Source organism: Nocardia glycosmidis (genome assembly GCF_052545115.1).
Genome location: NZ_JBQWRH010000003.1, coordinates 291,278 through 311,207, shown reverse-complemented (window position 1 = coordinate 311,207; position 19,930 = coordinate 291,278). Strand labels below are relative to the sequence as shown.

Below are 19,930 nucleotides of genomic sequence, written 5' to 3'. Positions count from 1 at the left end.
CGTCGATGAGAAACTCGGTCAGGACCGCTGTGGGCTGAGAACGGCATCCAGGTCGTATCGGCGTCATCGAGTTCAACCGCGATGAACCCGCCATCGAGCTGGAATCGTTCGCCTGCTCAGCAGGATGTCCGACGTCCCACCGCAACTGCTGTCCAGCCCGATCGCACTTACCAGCCGGGCTGAACAGCCGGCCCGCGATCACGGGTCATTCAGCTACGCGCGCGAGTTGCGCGCAGCCCAGACCGTCACGGTGAACAACAGCGCGCCCGTCGCAGCCAGGGCGGCGCCGACCAGGGCCGGGGCCGTATAACCGAGACCCGCGGCGATCACCAGGCCACCGAGCCAGGCGCCCGCGGCGTTGGCGATGTTCAGGGCGGCGTGGTTGAGGGCGGCGGCGAGGGTTTGGGCGTCTGCGGCGACGTCCATCAGGCGGGTCTGCAGGCCGGGGGCCAGCGCGGCCCCCGAGGCGCCGACCAGGAATGCGCCCAAGGCCGCGGTGTACGGGTTGTGCGCGGCGGCGGCGAAACCGCCGACGATCACGATCATGGCGATCATCGCCGCGAAGATCGCGCGGTCCACGCCGCGGTCGGCGAGCACGCCGCCGACGATATTGCCGACCACCATGCCGACGCCGAACAACATCAGCACCACCGGCACCAGTCCGGCCCGCAGACCCGCGACATCGGTGAGTGTGGTGGCGACGTAGGTGTAGACGGCGAACATACCGCCGAAGCCGACGGCCCCGACCAGCAGCGTCAACAGCACCTGCGCGCGGCGCAGGGCGCCGAGTTCGGTCATCGGGTTGGTCACCGGTATGCCGGTGAGTTCGGGAACGAAGCGCAGCAGGGCCGCGACGGTGGCTGCGCCGATCACTACTACCACCACGAACGCGTCCCGCCAGCCGAGGTGCTGGCCGAGCCAAGTGGCTGCGGGAACGCCGACAACGTTGGCGGCGCTCAACCCCAGCATAACCGCGGCTACCGCCTTGGCCCGCTGCCCCACCGGGGCGAGTGTGGCGGCGGCCAGCGAAGCGACGCCGAAGTAGGCACCGTGCGGCAACCCCGAGACGAACCGTGCTAGCACCAGCGTCTCGAACGACGGCGCCGCCACGGTGGCCACATTGCCCAGCGTGAACGCCACCATGAGCGCGATGAGCAACCGCTTGCGCGCGACCCGCGCGCACAGCGCGGCGATCAGCGGTGCGCCGACCACCACGCCGAGCGCGTACGCCGACACCGCGTGGCCCGCGGTCGGCTCGGAAACGCGCATGGCAGAGGCGATATCCGGCAGCAAACCCATGGTGACGAACTCGGTCGTTCCGATACCGAATCCACCGAGCGCCAACGCCAGCATCGCGGGCAGGTGCCAATCGGTGCGCGCAGAACGCGCGCTGACGTGAGTGGCTGTGGGGGTGGTCACGCCTTCATGTAACCGTCAACCAGTCACGTCTGCTTCCCGCGCGAACGTGAGTTCGCCCACCGTAGCGGCGCGAAAATATTGGTCAGCAACCGAATCCGCGTGAGCGGGACGAACCCCGCTCGCTCAGAGGAACAAGCGCTCACATGGCGACGGCCACACGCAGCCGCCGTGCCCCGGAGTACGCGCAGGGTGTGGCGTGGTGGCGTCCTCGGTAGCCGCAGCCGACATTGCACTGATCGCAAACCAGTGCGGGCACCCGTTCCGCCAGGAGGCGGGGCGGGTGCCCGATGGGCCGAGCGATGAGGCTCGGCCCCGCAGCACGACGCCGAGACGGCTCAGCGCCGGATCGGCTCAGCGCAACGCGCGAGCCAGGTTCGCGTCCAGCGCGCCGAGGAACTCCTCGGTGCTCAGGTAGCCCTGGTCGCCGCCGACGAGCAGCGCGAGGTCCTTGGTCATCTGACCGCCCTCGACGGTCTTGATGACGACGTCCTCGAGGGTCTGCGCGAAACCGATGACCTCGGGGGTGTTGTCCAGCTTGCCGCGGTGCTCGAGGCCACGGGTCCAGGCGAAGATCGACGCGATCGGGTTGGTCGAGGTCGGCTTGCCCTGCTGATGCTGGCGGTAGTGCCGGGTGACGGTGCCGTGGGCGGCCTCGGCCTCGCAGGTCCGGCCGTCCGGGGTCAGCAGCACCGAGGTCATCAGACCCAGCGAACCGAAGCCCTGGGCCACGGTGTCGGACTGCACGTCGCCGTCGTAGTTCTTGCAGGCCCAGACGTAGCCGCCCTCCCACTTCATGGAGGAGGCGACCATGTCGTCGATGAGCCGGTGCTCGTAGGTGAGGCCCGCGGCGTCGAACTGGCTCTTGAACTCGGCGTCGAAGACTTCCTGGAAGGTGTCCTTGAACATGCCGTCGTAGGCCTTCAGGATGGTGTTCTTCGTCGACATGTACACGGGGTAGTTCTGCTGCAGGCCGTAGTTGAACGACGCCCGCGCGAAGTCCTCGATGGACTTGCGGAAGTTGTACATGCCCATGACCACGCCGCCGTCCTCGGGCATCTTCACGACCTCGTGCACGATCGGCTCACTGCCGTCTTCCGGGGTGAAGGTGAGGGTGACGGTGCCGCCCTGGAAAACCTTGAAGTCGGTGGCGCGGTACTGGTCGCCGAAGGCATGGCGGCCGATGATGATCGGCTTGGTCCAGCCCGGCACCAGCCGCGGGACGTTCGAGATGATGATCGGGGCGCGGAAGATGGTGCCACCCAGGATGTTACGGATGGTGCCGTTGGGCGAGCGCCACATCTTCTTCAGGCCGAATTCCTCGACCCGCGCCTCGTCCGGGGTGATGGTGGCGCACTTCACGCCGACGCCGTGCTTCTTGATGGCGTTCGCGGCGTCGACGGTGACCTGGTCGTCGGTCTTGTCCCGGTACTCGATGCCCAGGTCGTAGTACGCCAGGTTCAGATCGAGATACGGGTGGATCAGTTTGTCCTTGATGAACTGCCAGATGATCCGGGTCATCTCGTCGCCGTCGAGTTCTACGACGGTGCCTTCAACCTTGATCTTGGACATGGATCTTCGTGTCCTCCTAGGATGGTGCCCTCATTGCACGGCCAGGCGAACACGCTTGTGAGCGGACCCCAGCTGTTCCAACAGACAACGTATATGGTCCCGCATTGTCCGCGAGACCGTGGTGCAAGCAAGACAAGCGTACTGCTGCCGAAGACCGCGCACCGCAGGCAGCCCCCGGAGTGAGACGCACACGTCAGTTACCGATCGGACCCCAAGCGCCGGCCCGCTCACCCAGTTCGGCGAAGGTCGCCGACAGCATCGCGCACCCCGCGGGATGCGCGCAGTGCGCGACCGCGCCTACCGGCGCTGACCAGTGAGTTCCATGCGGAATTTCGGCCGCTGACGGCCGCCGGTTATGATTCCGGACAGGTCATGAGTACCAGCGTCAAGCCCCGGCTCGCTGGTCGGCAACCCTCCAGCAGCGGCGGGGTGCTCCGGGTGATGACCGGGCTCCCGGGAGCCGGGGGCAAGCGCGCATCAGGAGGTAAGCCGGTATGTGTTGTTCGTCACACCGTTAGCCCCTGCTGTACCGGCGCATACCTTCATTTGGAGCAAACCATGAGTGAATCGTCCGCGGCCGCGGCCGAAGACGAACCGGCACAGTGGCCCTTCGACACTGCGCAGGTCCAGGTGGGATTCGACAGCACCGGCACGCCGAAAAGCGCGAGCCGGTGTTCGGCCGTGTGGTCCCCGCGCGGGCAGCAATTGGCCGGTAGGGCATTCGCCGGCCAGCCGTCCCGCTCCGACCACGTCGCTACCATCGGCGATGTGCGTTCTGTCGTGATTCACCCTGCGTCGATGACACGTCGCCGGCTCATGCTGGAGGAGCCGACCTGCGCGAGCATTCCCCGATCGGCCCCCCTCGCGCTGGACGGCGAGAATGTGCGCGCCGGTTTCGCGGCGGCTGCGACGTGACCGTGGACATCGAATCGAGCGCTCGCACGCCCAGTGTCACCCTGCCGCCCCCGGATGGGGAGTTCGGCATCATCCCCATCGGGGACGTCCGGTTGGAGAGCGGCGCAGTCGTTGCGGACGTACGTCTCGGAGTGCAGCGCTGGGGGGAACTCTCCCCGGAACTGGACAATGTCGTGCTGGTCGAACACGCACTCACCGGTGACTCGCACGTCGTCGGCAGGCCGGACGACATCCATCCCCTGCCCGGTTGGTGGGACGGCATGGTCGGGCCGGGCGCGCCGCTGGACACCGACGAATGGTGCGTGATCGCGACCAACGTGCTCGGCGGCTGTAAAGGCAGCACCGGGCCGTCCAGCCCCGCTCCGGACGGAAAGCCTTGGGGCACACGGTTTCCGGAAATCTCGATCCGCGATCAGGTGACCGCGGAAGCGATGCTGCTCGACCGGCTCGGCATCGACCGGCTCGCCGCCGTCGTCGGCGGGTCGATGGGCGGCATGCGCGTGCTGGAGTGGATGGTAGGCGCGCCGGATCGGGTCGCCGCCGCGCTGGTGCTCGCGGTCGGCGCCCGCGCCACTGCCGACCAGATCGGCACCCAGACCACACAGATCGCGGCGATCAAGGCCGACCCCGACTGGCAGGGTGGCGATTATCACGACAGCGGCCGCGCCCCGCTGGCGGGTATGGCCATCGCCCGGCGGATCGCGCACCTGACCTACCGCACCGAGTTCGAGCTCGACCACCGCTTCGCGAACAAGCAGCAAGCGGACGAGGACCCGCGTGACGGCGGCCGCTACGCGGTACAGAGCTACCTGGACCACCAGGCCGACAAGCTGTGCAAACGCTTCGATCCGGCCACCTACGTGCTGCTGACCGAGGCGATGAACCGCCACGACGTCGGCCGCGGCCGCGGCGGCGTCGAGGCGGCACTCGCGGCGACGCCGGTGCCGTGCGTGGTCGGCGGCGTCGACTCCGACCGCCTGTACCCGCTGCGCACCCAACAGGAACTCGCCGACCTGCTACCCGGCTGCGACGGGCTGGAAGTCGTGAATTCCCGCGACGGGCACGACGGGTTCCTCACCGAGGCGGCGGCGGTGTCGAAGCTGCTGACCGAAACGATGCGGCTCGCCCGCGCCGGCGTGCGACGCGGACACTGAAAAGACTTCAGCGCCAAGGAGTTTCGCACGAATCGGCGGGCGGTTGGGGCCTGCGGAATTGTTTCTCCTAGCCGAGATTGATCGTGGCCGCGAGGAACACGATGCTCGAGCCGAACAACGTCAGCGCTCCCACGTCGAAGGGCTTGCTGCGTACCGCGAGCAGACCGACCCGCGCGGTGGGCAGGCACAGCCGCAACGCCGCGGCCAGCAGCGTCGCCCCACCGAAAAAGAAAGCTCCGCGCCGCCACCGATCAGACGCGACGAACACCACCGCCACCACGATGACCAGCGTGACGACCACCATCGGCAGATGGCACCGCAGAAGCTCCGCCCCCACATTGCGGCGCCCGGCCCGTTGCTCCGCGGAAGGTGTATCGGCTTCGGTCACGCCCCGATTCTCGCAGACCCCCCGAGCGTTACGAGATCAGGCCGCCGGGATCGCTGATCGACACAGCTGACGATCAGCTGCTTACCAGGCCGAGCCGCCAAGACTTCGACAGAGCCCGCGTCCGGTAAGAAAGTGGGGTCCGTTCGCGCAGTCGGGTTCTGCGGACACCCGGTTGCGAGGTCCTGGGAGAATCTGAAGCGAGGAGGGCTTGGTGGAAGCGACATTCGATGTGGCTGAGCAGGTGGGCCATCACTATCGCGTGGATGACTATTACGAGGTGGGTCGGGAGAAGATCCGCGAATATGCGCGCGCTGTGCAGGACTTCCACCCCGCGCACTGGAGCGAGGACGCTGCCGGCGAACTCGGGTATGCGGGTCTGGTCGCGCCGACCACGTTCATCTCGATCGCCGCGATGCTGGCCAACCGCAAGCTTTTCGAAAATGTCATCAGCGGCTACAACGTGTTCGTGCAAACCGACCAGGTTTTCGAAATGCACAAACCGGTGGTGGCGGGTGACCGTTTGGTCAGCGACGTCGAACTCGCTTCGGTTCGCCGCATCGCAGGCAAGGACCTGCTCACTGTCAAGAACACCTTCACCGACCAGACAGGTCGGGTTGGGCAAGTCATGTACACGACCGTCGTCGGCATCACCGGCGAGGACGTCGACGCCGGCATCAACGATGCGATCGAGCGCGTGGTCATGCACGGTATCGACGTGCCCTCTCGATCCGCGACCGCAGCCGCCGTGGCGGATGGGCGGATTGCGACGTATCCGGCTTCGGCGATGGGGTCACGGCAGTTCACGATCGCTCCGACGCGAATCTCGCGCAGCGGAATCCGATTCGAGGATGTTACGGTCGGTGACGAGCTTCCTACCCGGATCACGCAGCTGACGCGGGGTGATCTGGTGAACTACGCCGGTGTCGCCGGTGATGTGAACCCGATCCACTGGCACGACGATATCGCCGCGCTCGCGGGCCTTCCTGATGTGATAGCGCACGGCATGCTCACAATGGGCTTGGGGGCAGGCTTCGTCACCGAGTGGCTCGGTGACCCCGGGGCGCTGGTCAGGTACGCGGTGCGGCTGTCGAACTACACGATCGTCGAAGCCTCCTGCGCCGGAAGTGTCGAGTTCACCGGGCGCATCAAGTCGATAGACCCCGAGACCAGGGCCGCCGTCATCGTCATCGTCGCCAAGTCCGCAGGACGCAAGATCTTCGGTCTCGCCACCGCGGATATCCGCCTCGCATAGTCCGGCACCGAACCGGCCCCGCGAACCGGGCGGATGAACAACCGTCTAGGTCGGAACGTCGAGGAAGCCGGGGCACCGCAACCCCGGCTTCGTCACGCCGTGGACTTGTCGCGCCATCGGTCCAGCGCGGCCGCGACCAGCGCACGGGCCGCCTTGCCGGTTACCGACTGCGCAGCGAGAATTTCGAACGCTCGTGCGTACAACGCAATCTCTCTCGGCTGAGTGATTTTCAGCTCTGCTGTGATCGCTTCAACCAACACCATACGGTCATCGAACATGACGAAATTTGTTGCAGGGGTGAGCCATTCGGCATCCGATGGGACCACCCCGAACAGCATCCGAGGCAACCCCATGACAGCCAGGAGTCGGTCCAGCTGGCCGACCATGACCTCGGCGTCTCCCACAGTCGTAGACAACGACTGTTCGGTGATCAGGATATGGAACCGATGGTCACTCTGGTAGAGAACTTTTTGCTGTTCAAGCCGTTTCGAGACACCTTCGTCTACATCGTTGGGTATCCGGTAGAACTCGGTCACCCTGCTAAGTACCGCTTCGGCGTACTCGGCGGTCTGGAGGATCCCTGGGATCAGCACCGGTTCGTAGAACCTCATGAGCTTGGTCTGTTCGGCCAGTGTCACCGACTGTTGCTGTCGCCGCTTCGTGCCCGTGTGCAACAACCGCTTGTACTCGACATACGCCGACTCGATGTTCCGCACCGTCGCTACCAGGTCCGTTAGCTGGTCCTTGGTGCCCGTGTGGGCACAATACGCGCGTAGATCCTGCTCCGATGGACTGCGATCACCGGTTTCGAGTTTGGACACCTTCGACTCGTGCCAGCCCGCCAAGGCAGCGAGCCGGCGTCCGGTGAGTCCGGCATCCTTGCGAATCTCGCGCAGGCGCTTTCCGAGCGCTTCCCGCTGTTCGTGAACCGAGTTGGTCACAATACCGCGTGTGCGAACTCGGCGTAGGGCGTAGCCAGCTTCCACAGTCGTTCTCGGACGCTGCGGCAGTACGCGACCAGGTGCGGGTCGTCGGTCGCGGCGACCCCTGCTCCAGCGCCACTGAGATCAACGACGTTGAAGGCAACGAGCGAATCGTCGTATAGCCACCAGTCGTCCGCTGGGAGCTCCCCGGCGAGATGCCTTGGCACGTAACGGATGTCCTCCCCGGCGTCGGCGTTCTCCGGTGTGATCGAGAGCAGCCAACGGTGATAATCCGGGAGCGGCACCGTGACCACCCGAACCCGCGAGACGACTACGCCTCGATTCGTGGCGTCCCGCATGAGGTTCAGCCACGGCTGAAACCATGCATAGTCGTCGTCTCGGTGACCTTCGAGGAACCGCGCGGATCGGGGGTTCTCGTCGTCTACGTCGTAGGCATCCCTGGTTTCGAGGTGGAACGCCGAGCGCTCAGCTTGCTGGAACAGGTCCCAGAACGCTTGTCCTTGCAGCAGACGCACCGTAGAACTTCCTTTCTCGCTTCGGCACCTCGATAGCCGTCTCGTCGTCGGCTAGGACGAGTTGAGCCAGCGACTCGGCGTCCGTAATCGGTCGGCCGGAGATGGTGAACGTACCCCGGCCGGTGTCCGTCATCGTCGCCCCGACGAACGTATCCGGGTCAGCGAACCCGAGCAGCAAGTGTGGGATCTCGACTGTGCCGGGCTCGCCTGTCATCCAACCTTGGACCAGAAAGCTGCCCTGGTCGGTGGTGTACAGCGTCGGGCACTGGCCTTGGCCTGAGCCACCCTTGCCGAGGAACTGTAAGCGCATGATCTTGGCTCCCATCCAGGAGTGTGACCGAGTGTGTCACTCCTGTAGACCATATTGCCTCATTCTGGCCCACTGGTCAGGTGGTAGAAAAAGTTCTGTCAAGTTCTGTCAAGTTACTACCCTTCAGCCACTTCAAATCCTTAGCGTCTGTGAACAGCACGCGACGCCGGGTGAGTCCAAGTCACTGGGTCATCAGGACGCTGTTCCCCGGCGTCGGGTGCTCACCAACGACGACGAGCGAGGTGGACGCGATGAGGGCACGGCCAACAGCGATCGGATACCTGCGCCGGGACATATCCGGCATCTCGCAGACCTGGGACGAGATTCAGATCCGCAGTCTCGCCAAGCGGCTCGGTTACGAGCTCGCGAAAACGGTTGTGTTCCGTGCTGAGACCGACAGCCCGCTGAGCCGTCTGCTGAACGTTGTTCGCCGCGTGGACGTAGACGCGGTCATCGTTCCCGGTGTCCGGCACTTCGGCGGGGAAGTGCCCACCGGGTTGGTAGCGGTCGCTGACGTCATCACCGTCAGCCCGGAGCGCACCTATGCCCGATGGGCACCCGGTTGCAACGGTGGCCGGATGTCCTCACCAGCCGAGCACGACGCATGGAAAAGGTCTCTGGGCTGGTGAGCGTCGCGCACCCCGGCCCCGGTGCGTGCGCACATGCGAGGCCCCAAGCGCCACCCGGCACACATTTTGCGGGCGGTCGGCGAAGCCTCGATCTCCCACTCCAGGCCTACTGCGCGCAGCGCACCTCGAGGCGTAATCGAGACCCGACTCGAGCGTTTCTTTCGGCTCGAAAAGCGTTGTCGGTCAGATTAATTGGCTTCCCGGGAGCACGGGCACATGCGCGAGCTGGCATCATCTCGATCATGATCATTCGACGACTCCCCCTGCTCGCGCTCGCCGCGCTTGCGATGGCGCCCGGCTTCGGCGCCACCGCTACCGCGACACCTCCGCTGTCGTCTCCGGTGCTCGAGGAGGTCTTCTCGGTGCCCGGAACCGTGTCGGCGAAATTCCGCAACCCCAACGCCGAGGGGGTGTGCTGGGTGTACAACAACGACACCGGGGAGATCTTCGGTGGCAACAACCCCACCTCGTTCGCCATCCCCGACGGCAAGATGGTGCAGACGTCGCTCGGCAACGGGTCCCTGCCCGCCGGACAGATGCGCGTGCGCGGCGCATGCGCCTGGGAACGACCCACCGGCGATCCCCGCGAGGGCTACACCGCGACGACGGACATCGTCACCGTCGACGTGATCGGCAAGCCGAGCACGGGCAGCTTCGGCTGAAGCCTTGCCGACAGCCCCGGCGGTCGCGGCGCCTGGTTGACTGAGACCCGTGTTCCATCTGATGTTCCATGAGCCGCGCATTCCGCCGAATACCGGCAATGCGATACGGTTGGTCGCCGGGACCGGATGCCATCTGCATCTGATCGAGCCATTGGGGTTCGATCTGTCCGAGCCGAAATTGCGCAGGGCCGGGTTGGACTACCACGATCTGGCGTCGGTGACGGTGCACGCCGATCTGGCGGCGGCGTGGGAGGAGCTGCGCCCGGAGCGGGTCTACGCGTTCACTACCCAAGCGACCACCCGTTTCACCGACGTGACCTACCGCGAGAACGATGTGTTGCTGTTCGGAACCGAACCCACCGGACTGCCTGCGGAGGTGCTGTCGGACTCGCACATCACCGATCGGCTGCGCATCCCGATGCTGCCCGGCCGCCGCTCGATGAACCTCTCGAACGCGGCGGCGGTGACGGTGTACGAGGCATGGCGCCAACTCGGATTCCCCGGCGGGGTCTAGCCGCGCGACCCGCCGAATCACGGAGCGTAGCGGCGGTCGATGGACGAAGCTCGACGCCAACTCGCCTGGCATCCAGCCTGCGACCAACCTTATGTGGTCTGGGCCCAGTCGGATTCCTGGGAGCGGTTCGACTCGCGGACCGCGCGGCTACCATGGCGGCATGCCCCGTCCACGCGTTGAGCGGCCGAACCTCCCGGAATACATGACATGGGAGGAGTTGGAGCGACTCCCTGAGGAAATCGCGGAGCAGATCGAGTTGTGGGATGGCCGGGTGGTCTGGGTGCGGCGCGGCCCTAGCGAACACCAGACCTTCACGAATCTGCTGTGGAATGGCTTGCGCCGCTGTGCCCGGCAAGACATGTCGGAGCACACACAGCACTGCTGGCGCGTCACGACCGAGACGAACGTCTTCCTCGGAGGCAGCGGCAAGTCCGACTTCGTGACACCGGACTTCCTGGTGCACCGCTGCCTCGAATCCCCGTATCAGGATCTCCGCGGTGCGGACGTCCTCCTGGTCGGCGAGGTCCTCTCCCCGTCCAACACCCAGACCGATATCGAGGCCAAGAAGGGCCGCTACGCGAGCGCCGGAATCCCCTGGTACTGGGAGGTCTCGCTGGCCCGCGAAGAGAGCGCCATCGCCATGGCTCGTGCGTACGCACTGGAGACCGGGCACGCTCAGCTGCCGGATGGAGTCCGTCCGCTCCGCGCGGCCAACTATCTCGTGGTCGGCGAATGGACCCGCGACGATCCGAACGGCGTCGAGATCGACTTCCCCTTCCCCATCTACATTCCATGGGCCGAGTTGGAGTACTGATTGCTCGCGAGTTCGCAGCTTCACACGTCGATTTCGAAGCGTTTGTAGCGCGAGGTGGCCCCGGCGACGAGGCGGACCGCGGACTTGGGTACGCGATAGTGCTCGGCGAGCAACTCGATGGCCGCTTTGTTGGCCTTGCCCTCGACAGCGGGGGCCCGCACATACAGTTGCAGGCTGCCGTCGTCGAGGGTTTCCACCAACGGACCCTTACGGCTGTTCGGCTTGATCGTCGCCCTTACTGCTGTCGGCACTCTGCTCACCTGCGCTGTTGTCCGCGCCCACCACAGCGGCGGCGCTGGTCGGGGGCTCCTCGCGAGCCGGTGCCGATTCTTCCCCATCCGGCGCGGTCTTCCTGCGCCGCACCAGCCGCACGATGGCCCACAGTGCGGCGGCGAGCACCGCGAGGAAGCCGAGCCACGGAATCGCCTTGCCGCTGAACACGACCACGCCCTGCAACCAGTCCACCAGCGAGTTCCAGCCGGAGACGATGCCGTCCCAGAAACTGTCGGCGTCGTCGGGCCGCTTGGCGTCGCTGGTGACGTCGATGGTCAGGGTGGACAAGGCGATCTGGTCGTCCAGGCGCCGCTTCTGCGCGGTGAGACTGTCCACCTCGCCCTGACGGCTGGACAGCGCCTGCTCGGCGGCGAGCAGATCGGAGGTGGTGGCGGCGCCCGCGATGAGCACGCGCAGCCGCTCGACCGAAGCCTGCAACGCCTTGATCTTGGCGTCCAGGTCCTCCCACTGCATGGTGACGTCGTCGCGGTTGGTGCTGATCCGGGTGACCTGGCCGACACCGCCGAGCCCCGCGAGGAACGCATCGGTCTTGTCGGCGGGCAGCCGGACGATGAGCGTGGCGCTCGGCTCCGAGTCGTCGGTACCCGGCTGTTCGGTGCGGCTGTCGACCCGGCCGCCCGCCTCGTGCACCCGATCGATGATCGCGCCCGCCGCGGCGATCGGTGCGCCGGCGGTGATCTCGACACTGCCGGTGACGACTTCTTTGCGCGCGGTCATCGGTTCACCGCCCGAGTTATCCCGCTTCGGCGGCGCCTGCTCCCGGAACCCGGGAGGCACCACGGCGGGGGCGGGGCCGGTGGCGATCGACGACGAACGGTCCCGGGTGGGTGTCGCCTCGTGATCGCCGCAGCTGGTGAGCAGTGTCAACCCCAGCACACCGACGCACAGCACAGCAAGCTTCCTCATGCTTGGCACAGTAGCCGTTTACGCTGCGCGAACACCGCTTTCGCGAGCCTTTCGGCGGCCACGCGCTCACCTGAAGTCGCGCGACTTGGACACCATCCGCAGATCCAGGCGCTGCAGGTGTTCGGCGACGACAGTCACCGCGCCCTCGGCATTCTGCACCCGGCCACGGACGAGCAGGGCCGTCGCGCCTTGGGCGAGGCGGCGGTAACGGCTCCACAGGCCTACCGAGCAGACGATGTTCACCATGCCGGTTTCGTCCTCCAGGTTGAGGAACGTAACGCCCGCCGCGGTGGCCGGGCGCTGCCGGTGCGTCACCGCGCCGCCCACCAGCACGCGCGATCCGTCGAGCACCTCGACCAAACCGGAAGCCGGGATGACGCCGAGCGCGTCGAGCCGCGGACGCAAGAACTGGGTCGGATAGCTACTCGGGGAGACGCCCGTGGCCCACACGTCGGCGGCGGCCATTTCCAGATCACTCATCCCGGGCAGGGCGGGTGCGGTGGTGGCCGCGCCGGTACCGGGCAGACGATCCGGACGCTCACCCGCGGCAGCGCCGGCCGCCCACAAAGCTTCGCGGCGAGTGCTGCCGAGACTGCCGAGCGCACCGGCGGTCGCGAGGGATTCCGCTTGGGCGACAGTGAGTTCCACCCGCCCGGTCAGATCGAGGAAAGACGTGTATGGCCGCTCGCCCCGGGCCGCCACGATGCGTTCGGCGAGGTCGGCGCCGATCTGGCGGACCGCGGCCAGCCCGAGGCGCACCTCGGTGCCCTTCGCCTCGAGGGTAGGTTCGGCGCGGCTGGCGTTGACGTCGGGGCCGTGCACCAGGACGCCATGCCTGCGCGCGTCGGCGACCAGCGACTGCGGGGAGTAGAAGCCCATCGGCTGGGCGCGCAGCAAGCCCGCCGAGAACGCGGCGGGATGATGCAACTTGAACCAGGCCGAGTAGAACACGATCGAGGCGAAACTCTGCGAATGGCTTTCCGGGAAACCGAAATTCGCGAACGCGTAGAGCTTCTCGTAGATCCGGTCGGCGACCTCGCCGGTGATGCCGTGCCGCTCGCGCATGCCCCGGTAGAGCCGTTCCCGGAGCCGCCGCATGCGCTCCGGGGAGCGTTTGGAGCCCATGGCGCGGCGCAGCTGATCGGCCTCGACGGCGGTGAATCCGGCGACGTCGACGGCCAGCTGCATGAGCTGCTCCTGGAACAGCGGCACCCCGAGCGTGCGTTCCAGCGCGTTCTTCAGTGCCGGATGGTCGTAGACGACGTCCTCGGCCCCGTTGCGCCTGCGGATGTAGGGATGCACCGAGCCACCTTGGATGGGACCGGGACGGATCAGCGCCACCTCGACCACGAGATCATAGAAGTTGCGCGGTTTCAGCCGCGGCAGCGTGGCCATCTGCGCCCGCGACTCGACCTGGAAAACGCCCACCGAATCCGCGCGCGACAGCATCTCGTAGACCTCGGGTTCGGCCAGATCGAGTTCGTGCAACTCGACGGTCTCGCCTTTGTGCTCACGCACCAGGTCGATCATGTAATGCAGCGCGGAGAGCATGCCGAGGCCGAGCAGGTCGAATTTCACCAGGTCGATGGCGGCGCAATCGTCCTTGTCCCACTGCAAGACGCTGCGGCCGGGCATCCGCGCCCACTCCACCGGGCAGACGTCGGCGATCGGGCGGTCGCAGATCACCATGCCGCCGGAATGGATGCCGAGATGCCGTGGCAACCCCTCGATCTCGGCGGCCAGCTCGAGCACTTCGGCGGGGATGTCGGTGTTCGTCTCGGCGCTAGTGTTCGTCTCGGCGCCGACCGCGGTGCGAGCGGCGGGCCCGGAGGCCGAATCAACAAGGCTCCAGCGGCTCACCTGCTTGCTCCACGCGTCCTGCTGACCCGGCGAAAAACCCAGCGCCCGTGCGGCGTCGCGCACCGCGGATTTGCCGCGATAGGTGATCACGTTGGCCACCTGCGCCGCGTACTGGCGACCGTACTTGCGGTAGACGTGCTGGATCGCCTCTTCGCGACGGTCGGATTCGATGTCGACGTCGATATCCGGCGGACCGTCGCGCTCCGGCGAGAGAAAGCGCTCGAACAGCAACTGGTTGCGCACCGGGTCGACATTGGTGATGCCGATCGCGTAGCAGACCGCGGAGTTGGCCGCCGAACCGCGGCCCTGGCAGAGGATGCCGTTGTCCTTGCAGAAGCTGACGATATCGTGCACCACCAGGAAGTAGCCGGGGAACTCCAAAGCGTTGATCACCGCGAGTTCGTGCTCGATCTGCCGATAGGCCTGCGGGTTCCGCTCCGGCCCTCCATAGCGCCGCGCCGCGCCGGCGAGGGTGAGTTCGCGCAGCCAGGACTGCTCGTCGTGTCCGGCGGGCACGTCGAACGGCGGCAGTTTCGGGGCGATCAGCTTCAGGTCGAAGGCGCATTCGCGGGCCAGCGCCGCCGCGTTCGCTACCGCTTGCGGGCAGTCGGCGAACAATCGCGCCATCTCCGCCCCGGACCTCAGGTGCGCACCACCCGCGGGAGCCAGCCAGCCGGCGATCTCGTCCAGGCTCCGCCTGGCCCGGATCGCCGCGAGCGCCATGGCGCGGCGGCGCTGGCTCGGCGCGGCGAAATGCGCTCCGGTGGTAGCGAGCACGGGTAGGCCCAGACGTTCGGCGAGGGCGACGAGATAGGCGTTTCGCTCGTCGTCTTCGGGGATTCCGTGGTGGGTGAGTTCCACGCTCACCCGGTCGGCGCCGAAGCGGTCGGTCAGCTCGCGCAGCGCGGCCTCCGCGTGCGCCAGACGGGTGTTGCCCGTGCGCAAGTCGACCGCAAGCGCTCGGCGGAGGTGGCCCTTCCGGCAGCCGGTCAGGATGTGCCAGTGTCCCTGCGACGCGGCGGTGAGCGTGTCCAGGTCGTAGCGCAGGATGCCCTTCTCCCCTGCGGCTATGTGCGCGGCGGCGATCTCCCGGGAGAGCCTGCGGTAGCCCTCCTGACCACGGGCCAGCACCAGCAGGTGCGCCCCGGCCGGATCCGGCGCGCCGGTGCGCGGCGCCGAATCAGCAACCGCGGCGTGCCCGCGTTCCAGACTCGCGACGCGCGATTCGGCCGGCGCACCGAGCGACAGTTCGGCGCCGAAGACCGTGGGCATCCCCCACTCCTTGGCGGCCTCGGCGAAGCGGACCGTGCCGTAGAAACCATCATGGTCGGTGAGCCCGATCGCCTCCAGGCCGAGCCGCACCGCCTCTTCCACCAGCTCCTCCGGATGGCTCGCTCCATCCAGGAAGCTATAGGCCGAATGCGCGTGCAGCTCCGCGTACGGCACCGACGGTTCGTCGGTGCGTTCCACCGGCTCGGGCTGATACTCCGCACGCTTGCGCGACCACGCCGGGCTATCGCCGCCATCGCCCGGGTGCGGGTTCGACCGCCCGGACAGCACCCGTTCCATCTCCGCCCAGCTCGGCGGACCGTTGCCCCAACCCACGACACACCTCCTATACTCGAACATACATTCGAACAATGAGAAGGTACAAGCAGGTCAGGGACTTGGGAGACGTTCGACGGAAGCCGCAGCCAGAGCGCCCTCGATCCGGCACAGACGCGCCCGGATGAGCGCGCCATAGGCGTCGGCGGCGAGGACGTCGAGATGCCCACGGGCGATGGCCAACTGCATCCTGGCCACCTCGAACTCACCGACCCGGCGATGACTGTCGGCCAGGTTCAGATACAGCGACGGAAGGAAGCCGCGCAGGCCCTCGTCGAGCGGCACGCCAGGTCCGAACACCGCGGCCAGCGCGCGCTGATCCCAGCACAGCGCCTCGGCGGCCTCCTCGTGAAGATCGGCGAGATGGTGGGCGATCACACAGCGGTACAACACTTCCGCGCGTTCGCCGAGTTCGTCCCAAAGCGTTTCCAACGCCCGTCGCCCCGCCGCCGGGTCGACGCCACCGAGCCGCACCGCGGCGAACACCTCCGACATCCGATCGTCCGACATGCACTGATTATCGCACATATGTTCGAACGTTTCGAGCGTTGTTCGAACGATTCGCGCATTCGAATCCCTCGTGCGCATTCGACTCTCGAACGTGGCGGCGGACCTGCCGGACGGCGCGAGCAGTCGAGTCGCACATCGATGAGCCGCGCCCGAACTCTCGGCCCCGCCCGCTCAGCCCGCCAGGAACGGCCGAACGGTCGCCGCGAACTCCCGGTAGCGGTCGCGGTGGATGCTGTGGCCGCAGGTGAACGTGGTCACCGTGCAGTCCGGGATGGCGGCCCGCAGCAGATCCAGCTTCGCCGGATCGACCATGCCTGCCGGACCGCCGCACAGCACCAGCGTGGGCGCCGTGATATCGGGGAGCCGGTCCCACCACTCCGGGTTCGGCTTGCGGAACTGTTCCAGCGCGGTCTTCGTCATGGAGCGGTCGAACGCGAGCACCGCGCCCGGGTGGCGAACCAAACTGGAGGTGGCGTGCCACAACTCGGGCACGCTCGGAAAGCGACGGGTCAGCCGCGGTTCCTCGGCGCCGGACTGCAACGGAAGCGGGCACTCCTCGATGACCAGCCTGCGCGCCAACTCCGGCCGCTGCTGCGCGATGCAGGATGCCGCGTAGCCGCCGAGCGAATGCCCGACCAGATCCACCGCGGACAGCTCCAACTCGTCGCAGAGCCACAGCAGATCGGCGCCGAATTCGTCGAACCGATAGGAATCGGTATGTGAGCTACGGCCGTGTCCACGGAGATCCGGGATGATCACCCGGCGCCCGGATTGCACCAATACACGTGCGAACCGATCCCAAGTGTGTCCGTCACCACCCATGCCGTGCACCAGCATCACGGGAATGTCGCTGACCGCGCCGATACCCGAATCCCGATAGGCGATCCGCAGGTCTCCGAATGCCACTTGGCCCACCGTCAGATCCACGACCATCGAGAATACTGTCCGTCATACTCGCGACCCTCCCGGTGTAGCGCGGATCACTCGAAGCGCCTGCGGTGCAGCGCCGGCCGAGAAGCCGCAGCCGGGCATCGCAAAGTCGTACGCGGACTGCCTGTTTCGAGCGGCATGCGGAACAGGCCAGGAAAGGACCTGGCGACGGTGTGGTCGCGCCCGGTGCGAGTTTGACCTGGAGTGCACTCCGGCACATAGTCTGCGCGGATACAGGGTTGTCCAGTAGAAGGGATCGCTTTCATGGAGCTCGGTTTTCACTTGCCCGTATTCGACATCGACGGTGGGACCACCGCTATCGCCGGCGAGCTGGCCAGAGTAGGCGCCGCGGTGGAAGAATCCGGGGCGACCTGGCTGTCGTTCATGGACCATTACTTCCAGATAGAACCGACCGGCCTGCCGGCGGAGTCGAACATGCTGGAGGGCTACACCACCCTCGGATATTTGGCCGCGCACACCTCCCGTGTCGAGCTGGGCCTGCTCGTCACCGGCGTGACTTACCGGCACCCGGGCCTGCTCGCCAAGATCGTCACCACACTCGACGTCCTCTCCGGCGGCCGGGCGGTGCTGGGCATCGGAGCCGCGTGGTTCGAGCGCGAGCACCGCGGGCTCGGCGTGCCGTTCCCGCCGGTCGCCGAACGGTTCGAACGGCTGGAAGAGACGCTGCGTATCTGCCTGCAGATGTGGGACCCACAAGCCAACGGCGCGTTCGACGGTACGTACTACCAGTTGGCCGAAACGCTGTGTTCGCCGCAGCCGATCAATCGGCCGAAGGTGCTCATCGGCGGTGGCGGGGAGCGCAAGACGCTGCGGTTGGTCGCGCAATACGGTGACGCCTGCAACCTGTTCGCTTCCACACCCGCCGAGGTCGCGCACAAGCTCGACGTATTGCGACGGCATTGCGACGACCTCGGCCGGGACTACGACCAGATCCGCAAGACGATCCTCGCCAGCGGCTCGCGACCCGGCCCGGACACCCGAGACGCTTTCGTCCGGCAGATGGCCGACTACGCCGAGCTCGGCGTGCACGCCGTCATCGTCTCGCCGACCACCGGCTCGCCGGCCGCTTGGATCGACGGCATGGCGCCTGCGGTGCGCCTGCTTGCCGAGCTCGGCTAGGACGCTTCACTCGTAAAGTCCTTCGACGCGCCAGGTTTCGTCGCGGTAGACCAATAGGAGCACTCGGCTGTCGGCAGGGGCGCCGTCGAGCTGGACCTGGGCGCGGGCGGTGAATTCGGCGGCGTCCGAGTCCGGCGCCCACCACCGTTCGTCCACCAGCCAGGGCCCCGCCCAGCCGGTCAGCCGCCACTGCTTGCTTCCCCAGCGCAGCAGCGCGGGATCGGCGTCGAACATGGCGCGATCGGTGACCTTGACCGGAGTGCCGTCGGCGGCCTCCAGCCGCACCAGCGGACGGTTCAGCAGCAGCCCGGCAGGGGCCGGCTCGGGTAGCCGGCCCGGCCAAGGCTGCGTGGGATCGGTCGCGGGGACGAGTTCGTCGCCCAGCGTGACCATGGTGATCCGCTCGACGGGTCCGCGTCCGCCGCTGAGCACACCCACCCGCACCGCTTCCCCGCCGAGCAGGCCCTGCACCCGGACGAGCGCGCGGCGAGCACGCTCATCCTCCTCGCCGACCCCGCCCCACAACCCGAGTTGCAGCGCGCCCGCCGCGACCACTTCGACGGGTTCCAGCCGCAGCACGATGATCGGCGCGGTGGGCCGTGCGCCGTCGCGCCGGGTGAGCCAGCCGTCCAGCTGCCAGCGCACCCGGTCCGCCGTACCCTCCGGCGTCAACGGCTCGGCGCATCGCCAGATCCGCGAAAACTCCTCTCCTGCCTCTGTTTTCGCGAATACCGAGAGCCGGGTGCAGGCCAGCCCGGCAGCCGCGAGCGCGGCATGCAGCCGGGTTGCGAGCAGGCGACCTGCGAAGGCGGCGGCATCGACCCGTTCGATCGGCGGATCGCAGCGGTACTCCACCACCAGATCCGGTGGCGGCCGCCGCGCGGACGGCGGACGCTCCGGTTCGGCCCTGGCGCAACGATGCGCGAGCACGGCGTCGGTGCCGAACCGGGAGGTGACCTCGGACGAGGACAGCGCGGCGAAATCACCGATTCGCCGTAAACCCAAGCGGTGCAGCAGGTCGACCAGATCGGCGCGCTCAGGGGCGGCCAGGCTCGGTTCGATCGCGAGTTCCGCCACCGGCAGCGGCGCGAGGAATCGCGCAGCGGCGCCCACCGGCACGATCGCGGCACGACGTGCGGCGATCACTGCCGTCGACAGCTCATCGGCGATCCCGACCTGCGCCTCCGTCCCGGCCGCGGCCACCGCGTCGACCAGACGCTCGGCCGCGGCCTCCTCGGAGCCGAAGAACCGCGCCGCGCCGCGCGCACCGAGCACGAGCAGTCCCGGACGCAGCACCTCCACACCGGGCATCGTCTCAGCTACCGCGGCCACCACCGGCTCGAACAGTCGCGCGTCCCGATCCGGGTCCTCCTGCGCGAGATACAGTTCGGGACACCGCGCCTGCGCCTCCCTCCGCCGCAGCCCACGGCGCACCCCCTCGGTCCGCGCGATCGCCGAACACGCCACCACCCGGTTGGCGAACAGCACCGCCACCGGCCGCGTCGCGGGAAGTCCAGCCATCGCCGCGGCGGCGACCGCGGGCCAGTCCGGACACCACAGAGCAAGCACCCGCTTCGACCCGCGCCGAGTCACGGTGCCG

At 67.2% G+C, this 19,930-nt stretch carries 20 protein-coding genes and 1 riboswitch; of the genes, 8 read left to right on the top strand and 12 right to left on the bottom strand.

Features of this window, described 5'->3' with window-relative positions; genetic code table 11:
- Positions 1 to 213 precede the first annotated feature (213 nt).
- Positions 214 to 1,419, bottom strand: a complete 1,206-nt coding sequence (locus ACT86A_RS05460) for an MFS transporter (RefSeq protein ID WP_445090885.1) — start codon at positions 1,417 to 1,419, stop codon at positions 214 to 216.
- A gap of 351 nt (positions 1,420 to 1,770) precedes the next feature.
- Positions 1,771 to 2,988: an NADP-dependent isocitrate dehydrogenase gene (locus tag ACT86A_RS05455; RefSeq protein ID WP_445090884.1), complete on the bottom strand. Its 1,218-nt coding sequence runs from the start codon at positions 2,986 to 2,988 to the stop codon at positions 1,771 to 1,773.
- A 368-nt stretch (positions 2,989 to 3,356) separates the two neighbouring features.
- Positions 3,357 to 3,467: riboswitch (SAM riboswitch) on the top strand.
- 79 nt (positions 3,468 to 3,546) lie between these two features.
- On the opposite strand from ACT86A_RS05455, the gene ACT86A_RS05450 reads away from it, so the two are divergent.
- Both ACT86A_RS05450 and metX read left to right on the top strand, forming a co-directional pair.
- A complete protein-coding gene (locus tag ACT86A_RS05450) occupies positions 3,547 to 3,903 on the top strand; it encodes a hypothetical protein (protein WP_445090883.1) in 357 nt (118 codons plus the stop codon).
- A complete protein-coding gene (metX, locus tag ACT86A_RS05445) occupies positions 3,900 to 5,057 on the top strand; it encodes a homoserine O-acetyltransferase MetX (protein ID WP_445090882.1) in 1,158 nt (385 codons plus the stop codon). Before ACT86A_RS05450 ends, metX begins: the two co-directional genes overlap by 4 nt.
- A 67-nt stretch (positions 5,058 to 5,124) precedes the next feature.
- On the opposite strand, the gene ACT86A_RS05440 is transcribed toward metX, so the two are convergent.
- Positions 5,125 to 5,361: a DUF3017 domain-containing protein gene (locus ACT86A_RS05440; RefSeq protein ID WP_445090983.1), complete on the bottom strand. Its 237-nt coding sequence runs from the start codon at positions 5,359 to 5,361 to the stop codon at positions 5,125 to 5,127.
- A gap of 292 nt (positions 5,362 to 5,653) precedes the next feature.
- On the opposite strand from ACT86A_RS05440, the gene ACT86A_RS05435 reads away from it, so the two are divergent.
- Positions 5,654 to 6,697 carry a fused (3R)-hydroxyacyl-ACP dehydratase subunits HadA/HadB gene (locus tag ACT86A_RS05435; RefSeq protein WP_445090881.1) on the top strand — a complete coding sequence of 348 codons (1,044 nt, stop codon included), beginning with the start codon at positions 5,654 to 5,656 and terminating at the stop codon, positions 6,695 to 6,697.
- Positions 6,698 to 6,789: 92 nt separating this feature from the next.
- Here the strand turns inward: ACT86A_RS05435 and ACT86A_RS05430 are convergent, their stop codons facing one another.
- From ACT86A_RS05430 to ACT86A_RS05420, 3 genes are read right to left on the bottom strand one after another with little or no spacing between them, the layout of a single operon-like run.
- Positions 6,790 to 7,638: a helix-turn-helix domain-containing protein gene (locus ACT86A_RS05430; RefSeq protein WP_445090880.1), complete on the bottom strand. Its 849-nt coding sequence runs from the start codon at positions 7,636 to 7,638 to the stop codon at positions 6,790 to 6,792.
- Entirely contained in the window at positions 7,635 to 8,156 is a 522-nt protein-coding gene (locus ACT86A_RS05425) for a DUF6879 family protein (protein WP_445090879.1), read from the bottom strand. The genes ACT86A_RS05430 and ACT86A_RS05425 overlap by 4 nt, the downstream gene beginning before the upstream one ends.
- The gene (locus ACT86A_RS05420; protein WP_445090878.1) at positions 8,107 to 8,481 is read right to left on the bottom strand and encodes a hypothetical protein; all 375 of its coding nucleotides are present in this window, start codon (positions 8,479 to 8,481) and stop codon (positions 8,107 to 8,109) included. Before ACT86A_RS05420 ends, ACT86A_RS05425 begins: the two co-directional genes overlap by 50 nt.
- Positions 8,482 to 8,717: 236 nt before the next feature.
- On the opposite strand from ACT86A_RS05420, the gene ACT86A_RS05415 reads away from it, so the two are divergent.
- The 4 genes from ACT86A_RS05415 (at position 8,718) to ACT86A_RS05400 (ending at position 11,085) form a co-directional block, all read left to right on the top strand.
- Complete coding sequence (locus tag ACT86A_RS05415; RefSeq protein WP_445090877.1) at positions 8,718 to 9,095, top strand: hypothetical protein; 378 nt, start codon at positions 8,718 to 8,720, stop codon at positions 9,093 to 9,095.
- A 242-nt stretch (positions 9,096 to 9,337) separates the two neighbouring features.
- Positions 9,338 to 9,757 carry a hypothetical protein gene (locus ACT86A_RS05410; RefSeq protein ID WP_445090876.1) on the top strand — a complete coding sequence of 140 codons (420 nt, stop codon included), beginning with the start codon at positions 9,338 to 9,340 and terminating at the stop codon, positions 9,755 to 9,757.
- Between the two features lie 49 nt (positions 9,758 to 9,806).
- Positions 9,807 to 10,271 carry a tRNA (cytidine(34)-2'-O)-methyltransferase gene (locus ACT86A_RS05405; RefSeq protein WP_445090875.1) on the top strand — a complete coding sequence of 155 codons (465 nt, stop codon included), beginning with the start codon at positions 9,807 to 9,809 and terminating at the stop codon, positions 10,269 to 10,271.
- Positions 10,272 to 10,431: 160 nt separating this feature from the next.
- Positions 10,432 to 11,085, top strand: coding sequence for a Uma2 family endonuclease (locus tag ACT86A_RS05400; RefSeq protein WP_445090874.1), 654 nt, complete (start codon positions 10,432 to 10,434; stop codon positions 11,083 to 11,085).
- A gap of 20 nt (positions 11,086 to 11,105) precedes the next feature.
- Here the strand turns inward: ACT86A_RS05400 and ACT86A_RS05395 are convergent, their stop codons facing one another.
- From ACT86A_RS05395 to ACT86A_RS05375, 5 genes are all read right to left on the bottom strand, one after another.
- Complete coding sequence (locus tag ACT86A_RS05395; protein WP_445090873.1) at positions 11,106 to 11,336, bottom strand: DUF167 domain-containing protein; 231 nt, start codon at positions 11,334 to 11,336, stop codon at positions 11,106 to 11,108.
- Positions 11,293 to 12,285 carry a DUF4349 domain-containing protein gene (locus tag ACT86A_RS05390; RefSeq protein ID WP_445090872.1) on the bottom strand — a complete coding sequence of 331 codons (993 nt, stop codon included), beginning with the start codon at positions 12,283 to 12,285 and terminating at the stop codon, positions 11,293 to 11,295. Before ACT86A_RS05390 ends, ACT86A_RS05395 begins: the two co-directional genes overlap by 44 nt.
- A gap of 66 nt (positions 12,286 to 12,351) precedes the next feature.
- Positions 12,352 to 15,750, bottom strand: a complete 3,399-nt coding sequence (locus ACT86A_RS05385) for an error-prone DNA polymerase (protein WP_445090871.1) — start codon at positions 15,748 to 15,750, stop codon at positions 12,352 to 12,354.
- A gap of 54 nt (positions 15,751 to 15,804) precedes the next feature.
- A complete protein-coding gene (locus tag ACT86A_RS05380) occupies positions 15,805 to 16,260 on the bottom strand; it encodes a hypothetical protein (protein ID WP_445090870.1) in 456 nt (151 codons plus the stop codon).
- A gap of 171 nt (positions 16,261 to 16,431) precedes the next feature.
- Positions 16,432 to 17,193, bottom strand: a complete 762-nt coding sequence (locus tag ACT86A_RS05375; protein WP_445090869.1) for an alpha/beta fold hydrolase — start codon at positions 17,191 to 17,193, stop codon at positions 16,432 to 16,434.
- Positions 17,194 to 17,454: 261 nt separating this feature from the next.
- Here ACT86A_RS05375 and ACT86A_RS05370 point away from each other — a divergent pair, with 261 nt between their 5' ends.
- The gene (locus tag ACT86A_RS05370; RefSeq protein WP_445090868.1) at positions 17,455 to 18,330 is read left to right on the top strand and encodes an LLM class F420-dependent oxidoreductase; all 876 of its coding nucleotides are present in this window, start codon (positions 17,455 to 17,457) and stop codon (positions 18,328 to 18,330) included.
- A 6-nt stretch (positions 18,331 to 18,336) separates the two neighbouring features.
- On the opposite strand, the gene ACT86A_RS05365 is transcribed toward ACT86A_RS05370, so the two are convergent.
- Positions 18,337 to 19,851, bottom strand: coding sequence for a DNA polymerase Y family protein (locus tag ACT86A_RS05365; protein WP_445090982.1), 1,515 nt, complete (start codon positions 19,849 to 19,851; stop codon positions 18,337 to 18,339).
- Between the last annotated feature and the right edge of the window lie 79 nt (positions 19,852 to 19,930).